We start from the raw sequence: 7457 nt of genomic DNA on the forward strand, positions 1-7457 counted from the left end.
ATTAGAATATGATGGCACCACTTGGAGAAGATATTCCTTGCCAAATAGTACTAAAATCCGAGATGTCAACATTGCCGAAAAAGGTATCATCTATGTAGCAGGCCAAGGAGAATTTGGCTATTTCAAACCTGATGAAACTGGATATTTGAAGTATCATTCTCTCTTAGAGAAACTACCGGATTCGAGTAAAAATCTGGAGGAAATCTGGAAAATAGTATTTGTGCACGATCGCGTTATTTTCTGTACCATTCAAGAAATATTTGTTTTTTCAAATAACCAGGAACTGATTTCCATCATTCAGGGAACTCCGAATTTTGAGAGCTTCCATTATACCAATAATAAATTTTTTGCCAATCAAAAGGGGGACGGACTTCAGGTTTTTGAAAACGGTAAATTATTCCCAGTTGATTTCGGAAAATCTTTCGGAGATAATGTCATCACGGGTATCATTTCATTGAACACTAATCAGCAGCTTATTTTTACCCGAAACAATTCGGTTTTTGTTTCCAATTCGAACACCATCGACAAATGGAATGCAAATATTCCAAATAATGTCCAGATCAATAAAGCCTTAAGACTGAAAAACGGCAATATTGCTATTGGTACCCAAAGTGACGGTTTATTTATCTTAAATGACAATGGTCAATCCGTTCTTTACATGAACAAAGACAATGGATTACAGAACAATTCCATTCTGACCCTCTTCGAAGATATGTCAGGGAATCTTTGGATAGGACATAATAATGGCATCACCCTATTGGAATTGAGCCTTCCTTTCAGATTAATAGATCAGTTCTCGGGATTGCCAGGGACAGGATATGACGCCATTCTTCATGAAAACTCTATTTATTATGGAACCAACTTTGGGCTTTCAGTTCAAAAATCTGATGCCGAAAACCAAAACGCAATTCAAAAGATCAAAGGGGGAACAGGACAAGTATATCAACTGTCTCAAATTCAGAATTTTTTACTTTCGGCACAAAATGATGGTGCTTTCACCATCAAAAATTCAACGGCAGAATCAATTGGAAGTCTTCCGGGAGTATGGAACTTTCACCCTTTAAAAGATCATCCAAATTTGATCATCAGTGGTAGTTATAATGGTTTACTTCTCTTTGAAATCAAAAACAACGAGATTCTATTCTTAAGAAAAATAAATGGCTTTGAAGAATCCTCAAGGATTTTGGAACAGGATTTCAATGGAGATATCTGGATGACTCATGGTTATAAGGGTGTGTATAGGCTACGGTTAAATGCCGCTTTGGATTCGGTGGAATCCAAATATTATGGAACTGAATCAGGGCTTCCCACCAATCTTTTGATCAGTGTATGGAAAATCAATAACAGATTGATCTTTTCTACCGAATATGGTTTTTATAGTTACAATTCCAAAGAGGATAAATTTGAAAAAGACTCCTTCTTTACAAAATATTTTGATTTTGATTTCTTGGCCACCAGTATGGTTGAGGATGCGCTCGGAAATATTTTTTTCATCGGAGATAAAGAGGCTGGGGTACTAGAAAAACAGATCAACGGTACTTATGTCAAAAACTATCAGATTTTCAATAAAATCATCCCATTTTTAAATGATGATCTTCAAAACATATCCTTGATTAGGGCAAATGAGGTATTGTTTGCCGCCAACGATGGTTTCATTTGGTACAAACTTGATAACGTAAATGCACCTTCCTCCTACTTCCCCACCATGATAAGGTCTGTTTACCTGACCGGTGTTTCTGATTCTTTGATTTCTCAAGGCAATTATTGGGAAAAAGATTCCCTGCAATATTCCCAAGTTCCAACTTCCATCCCTTCTATACCCTATCATTTGGCCAATATCCGTTTCGAATCCAGTAACCCGATTCCAAACAATGAAAATACAACGCTTTTTCAATTCTGGTTGGAAGGTTTTGAAGATGGATATGGAGATTGGACGGTTAAAAGGGATAAAGCTTACACTAACCTGAGAGAGGGCAAATACATCTTTCATGTGAGAAGTAAAAATATTTACGATCAGATCGGTAGTCCTGATTCTTATGCTTTTAGGATTCTTCCCCCATGGTACCGATCCTACATTGCCTATTTTATTTATTTTTCAATTTCCCTGATTTTACTGTCATTCATTTACAAAATGATTGACAAAAGATTCCAGAAAAAAACCCATCAGATCACCGATGCACAAAGAAAAGCCCTGCAACAAAAAGAATCTGCGCTGAAAAGCTCCCAAGAAGAAATTGACAGATTAAGAAATGAAAAACTATTAGCTGAAATACAGGGCAAAGACAAGGAATTGGCATCTGCTACCATGCATCTGCTGAATAAAAACGGGTTTATCGATCATACCAAAACTCACCTTAATTCCATCATCAAGAAGAGCAAAAACCAGGAAGTCAAAAATGAAATCCAAAAGGTCGTCCAGAGCATTGATAAAAATATAGCCGGAGACAAAGATTGGGAACAGTTTGAAATCCACTTTGACCAGGTGCATGGAGACTTTATGTCAAGGTTCAAAAAAGAATATCCCGATCTGAGTCCGCAGGAAATCAAACTCAGTGCCTACCTTAGGATGAACCTCTCTTCGAAGGAAATCGCCTATCTGATGAATATTTCAACCAGAGGAATCGAAATTGCCCGTTACAGATTGAGGAAAAAAATCAAATTGGAAAGAACAGATAACCTGCAGGAATTTATCCTCAAATTCTAAAATTCAGATTAACAGGATTAAACTTCTTTTAACTTTAATGCCAAAAACAGTCCAAATCCCAGCAGACCCACATAAACAAACAGCATGGCCTGAATCCCAAAGAAGGAAGAAAGACTGCCCAATCCTGCTGCAATCAGCGTAAATATACCAATCATCGTATTGGATAAGGAAACGTATAAAGGTCTTTCCTTTTCTGGAGCAAAATCCACCAAATAGGTTTTTCTGCTCAATCTGGCACCGCCATGCGCCATCACCTGAATCAGGAAAAGTGTTGCAAAAGTGTAAATATTCTGTATGCTTTCCGGCCATAAAGGAAACAATGCCATCAGTGAAATATTGACAATTCCCAAAACAGACACCCAAACCATCAGCTTTCGACTGGATTGATCAGCAAACCTGCCCCAAAATGGGCTGCTGATAATATTCGCAATTCCTGCAGCAATTACCATGATGCCGAGGTTGTTCACTTCACTGCCCAATTCCTCTTTTCCCAAGACTACAAAAAAAGGCTGTGCCAGTGGAATCGCCATCAAAAGACCTCGTGTCATTATAAACCGTCTAAGATTACTGTCTTCCTTCCAAAACTTCCATGCATTTTGAATTTCATTCACCGGAGATCTTCCACCTTCTGTTGCACCTTTATCTTCAGTAATCAGGGAAAATAAAAAAGCCGAAAGAACCCACAAAACCGTTCCCGACATCACCAGCCAAAACAGCAAGTTCTTATTGCTTTCACCTTCCAAGTCCTGAATAATAACCAATCCTGCAACCAAAGTGAGTACTCCACCAATAGTGGAACGCATGGCCAACAATTGTCCCCGCTTTCCTTTTGGGACGGTTTTGGCAACCACGTCCTTAAAACTAATACTTGCCACACCACTTGCTAAACTGAATAGTAAAAGCAAACCTAAGATCAAAATACCGGCTGTAGATCCTTCGAAACCCAACACTACAAAAGCCATCACGGCAAGCACCAAAGCTTGAATCAAAGCAGGAATTACCCAAAACCATTTCCGGACTGCATATGCCCTAATTTTGGCAGAAACAAACAGCTGAGGCAACAAAGAACCTGCATCTTTGATAGGTACCAAGGCTCCTGTAAATAAATTAGGAACTCCCAAAGCAGAAAGTATCCAAGGCATAGTAGTACCTGGACTGACCAATTGCTCCGCCAATTTGGACAGGGAACCACTGAATATATTCTTGAAAAAATTACCGGGAGTTTCCCTACAGGCATCTTCCGAAATCGCCTCACAAGCCCTCTCCTCCCCTTCATCAGTAATCAATTCGTAGGCTTTAGAAACAATGGTTTGTTGGGACATGGTCAAAAATAAGAAAACCTTTCCTGTCAGCTAGAATTAGTTGCAGAAAAGGTTAACTGACCCTGATTAAATATATATTATTGGAAAACCTTTTCTTGTGAAATATAAGAGTAAGGTTTGTCAGGAGAAGATTTTCTATATTCTTGGTAAAGCAGTACTATCAGGGAAATTTCGAAAACAGTAAGGAAAAACAGTCCTGGAAGAGCGAATACAACAGTCATAAAAGTGATTCCTGTCACCATTCCCAATGCTCCTACAATAATATAAGTTGTACCTTTTTCCTTCGAAAGATGCAGAAAACTTGTCGCAAACAACACATAGATCACACCTGCCATCAATGACCTTAACAGGAGTCCGGAAACAATGTCAATTCCCATCCAATAAGTCACAATGTCTTCCAGAATAATAGCTCCCGTCAATATCATCAGAAAGATGGCCATGATTTTCAAAAGCAAATTTGAAAAAGCTTCTCCCAGTTTATAAAATGCCCCTGTAAATAGGAGAAAGAAAACCAGAACTGACATTTTGAGGATTGTATAGAAATATCCAAATCCTGCAGAAAAGCTTGACTTTTCGATAAAAAGCTGAACATCTATCACAGACTCCACTATGGCCAAGACCAAATAAATGATACCTGCGATAAAAGAAAACCTGAGCCAAGAATTAAGGTTACTTGTTTTGGGCACTTCATCCTTCTCAATTTCAAGATTTTTTACTTCTTCTGGGTTGACTTCCAACACTTCCAATATAGCTTTTACAGTAAAAGACCTTGGGGTAACTTCCCCTGCTTCAATCCTTTGGATAGTGCGCACATTGATGTTGCATCGCTCTACGAGTTCTTCTTGGGTCAATCCTTTGGCCTTTCTCCATTCCAGAATTTTCTGGCCTAATAGTGGTTGTTTCATGTTCATAAAGTTTTGTTTGACCATGGCAAGTTGGATTGATTTCTACAAATATAGCCCGAAAAACAGGAGGATTTCACCCGACATTTGCACGGCATTTGGATTTAGATGCAAGATTCAACACTAAATTGAGAAAGGGTAAATTGAGAAAGGGTAAATAAGCTGGATTGATTAATGATAGCGATTTGACCTCCAAACTTCAGAAAGAAAAAAGAAAAATATTACTTATGATTAATATTAAGACTTTGGAATTATACAAAATCTTAAAGTCCTGTTTCTAATGGATAGGCTTAATCCATAAAATTCAAATCAAAATCACTTCCTCAGGTAATTCAAACAATTTCATTAAGCTTTTAAAATCACATAAAGGGAAGGTATTATCCTCCCAAACATCCTTTAATTCCTCAGAATCCAGATTAAGTTCTAATCCTAAGCTGATATCTTGTATTATTCTGGGTACATGACAAGTTGAAAGACCAGTAAGATTATCAACAATAAAAATACTTTGGTATTTCATGCTATAATTTACTTTTGGACTTTGTTTCGGGATTATCCAAATTGAATTAGATTTCTCAGAATTTTGGAGAAACAATTTTACTTTATCCGAAAAAATCTCAACTCTTTTGTTAAATTCATTTTGTTCATTGCAAGGTACTAATACAACTAAACATAAATATAAGAGAAAGGTATTCATGATGTAAAGCTTTTAATTTTAACTAAAAATACGAAATTGAAAATTTGAAAAATAATCAATACAAAGAAATCTGCTCTCACCTTTTCGAAATTCAAAAATTATAGAAAATGAAATTTATTCTAAATTTTCAATAAATTCAATTTAGATTCAAAGATCATTAGCAATTCCTTTCATATTTTGTTTAGCTCACGCAGTTTTTAGGCTGTATATCTAAATTCCAAAGGTTCACTCAATATCCTGTTACCTAATTTTTTTATTTTTTGGGATCGGATGTATGCGTGTAAAGCAATTTTTAAGGTTTTGGTGATTTTTCCTGCTTTGGAAAGCTCCATCGCTTCGGCTATCAAATCATCAGGTATGATTCCTGTTCATGTAAGGCCTGTATTTCAGGTTGAGCAGCTTGCTTTTTCATTTATGAATAAATTGTCTTTTTGTTTTTTCTGGCTTCTTCCATTTTCGCCTGAAACAGGGATTTCATTGCAGGCCTGATCATAATTCCATCACCATTATCTTCAATAATTACCTCTGCAAGATCATATTTATCAATCAATGCTTTCAGCAAAATAATCCCACTGCTGTTACCGATTTTTCTGATTTTCGTTATCATGATTAAATTTAGAAAAACATAATAACAAGTTATAACCTAAAGGCTCGAAATATTAAGATGTTTTTCATATTAAAATTATATGGTCCTTTATTAAATCAGTTCAAAAGATAATACCCTTTCATTTATATTCAGCTTTAAAAACAACCTTACCCTCCCTATCCTCCGGCAATTCAATTTTCTGCTTATCAGCAATCTTGGAACTGTTCAATTGATAGAACTTCCTGATATCTTCTACTTGTTGCCAATACCAACTTGAATAGGAGTTATTTCCATTAAATGATACTTTGGAAGGTAGGGCAGCAAGGTCATTTTTTAAACTTAAAACCAATCTTGCCTCTTTTTTCATCAAATCTACCAACAGGTATTCTTGTTTATTTTTATGAATTATATTGAACAGCGCTTCATTTTGGGAAAGCCTGACGCCATTGTTCAAATTGTTGAAGCCCTCAAATTCATTGTACAGTTTCAATTGTTCCAGCGGATGAAGGCCTCCAAGTTGGCCTACATCAAAAAACTGATCTCCAAAATCCAATCTAAAGGCACTATGACTTTTTCCTTCAAACCAATATATGGAATCAGAAGCCGGATGATAATGAAGAAAGGAATCACTATCCAGGTCTATAAAAAAATTACCACGCATAGGTGCCGCAGTTAGCCTTTCATCAAACGGAATCAATCCTATTTGTTCTGTAACTCCTGGATGATCCAAATAAGAAAGTCTAAAAGGGAATTGAGGATTTTTTTCAAGATGATACAGAAAAATCCCTTCTGAGTTTATATGAAATGAACTTGCCGGAAATTTCAACCTCATTTCGTCTATCATATTTAATTTAAAGTCGAATTTCGAGATTTTTCTGCTGTATGACTGAAGCACATAAATTTCATCGTTCCAAACCGCAAAATCATTGATCTCACCAAGACCATCAGGACCCTCTCCAATATCATCTTTTGAAGCAATAAGATTTCCTTTTGAATCATAGACATGTAAAGACGTCAGTAGATCAAAAGCAGACAGAACAATAAAACTATCTGTTGCAATAATTCTTTCTACCGTGCCAATGGGCTGGGATTCATCAAGGATGATATGATTAATTTCTCCAAAATATTGTGAAAACAAAATGGCATCATCTGATTTTACAACCTTGATATTAGGGTTGTCCGAAGAATCTTGATTTTTGCAGGAAAAAAAGGTTAAAAGAAATATAATGAATGAAAGTTTATATGATTT

6 protein-coding genes are annotated in these 7457 nt (G+C 36.3%); 1 reads left to right on the top strand and 5 read right to left on the bottom strand.

Going from position 1 to position 7457, the window contains the following annotated elements; all coding sequences use genetic code 11:
- The coding region (locus tag ACEW8U_RS18450; protein WP_373523533.1) for a two-component regulator propeller domain-containing protein at nucleotides 1-2704 on the top strand (2704 nt) is incomplete at its 5' end.
- Nucleotides 2705-2721: 17 nt separating this feature from the next.
- On the opposite strand, the gene ACEW8U_RS18455 is transcribed toward ACEW8U_RS18450, so the two are convergent.
- The 5 genes from ACEW8U_RS18455 to ACEW8U_RS18475 all read right to left on the bottom strand — a co-directional run.
- Nucleotides 2722-4026 carry an MFS transporter gene (locus ACEW8U_RS18455; protein WP_373523534.1) on the bottom strand — a complete coding sequence of 435 codons (1305 nt, stop codon included), beginning with the start codon at nucleotides 4024-4026 and terminating at the stop codon, nucleotides 2722-2724.
- A 77-nt stretch (nucleotides 4027-4103) separates the two neighbouring features.
- A complete protein-coding gene (locus tag ACEW8U_RS18460; RefSeq protein ID WP_373523535.1) occupies nucleotides 4104-4931 on the bottom strand; it encodes a helix-turn-helix domain-containing protein in 828 nt (275 codons plus the stop codon).
- A 301-nt stretch (nucleotides 4932-5232) separates the two neighbouring features.
- Entirely contained in the window at nucleotides 5233-5622 is a 390-nt protein-coding gene (locus tag ACEW8U_RS18465) for a hypothetical protein (RefSeq protein ID WP_373523536.1), read from the bottom strand.
- Nucleotides 5623-6034: 412 nt separating this feature from the next.
- A complete protein-coding gene (locus ACEW8U_RS18470; protein ID WP_373523537.1) occupies nucleotides 6035-6229 on the bottom strand; it encodes a hypothetical protein in 195 nt (64 codons plus the stop codon).
- Nucleotides 6230-6347: 118 nt separating this feature from the next.
- A partial coding sequence (locus tag ACEW8U_RS18475; protein ID WP_373523538.1) for a 6-bladed beta-propeller occupies nucleotides 6348-7457 on the bottom strand: 1110 nt, incomplete at its 5' end.

This window comes from Aquiflexum sp. (genome assembly GCF_041751335.1).
Classification (GTDB): domain Bacteria; phylum Bacteroidota; class Bacteroidia; order Cytophagales; family Cyclobacteriaceae; genus Aquiflexum.

Excerpts from the sequence above, each read along its gene's own strand:
- ACEW8U_RS18470 (WP_373523537.1), bottom strand. The coding sequence starts at position 6,229 with ATGATAACGAAAATCAGAAAAATCGGTAACAGCAGTGGGATTATTTTG.
- ACEW8U_RS18460 (WP_373523535.1), bottom strand. The coding sequence starts at position 4,931 with ATGAAACAACCACTATTAGGCCAGAAAATTCTGGAATGGAGAAAGGCC.
- ACEW8U_RS18455 (WP_373523534.1), bottom strand. The coding sequence starts at position 4,026 with ATGTCCCAACAAACCATTGTTTCTAAAGCCTACGAATTGATTACTGAT.
- ACEW8U_RS18465 (WP_373523536.1), bottom strand. The coding sequence starts at position 5,622 with ATGAATACCTTTCTCTTATATTTATGTTTAGTTGTATTAGTACCTTGC.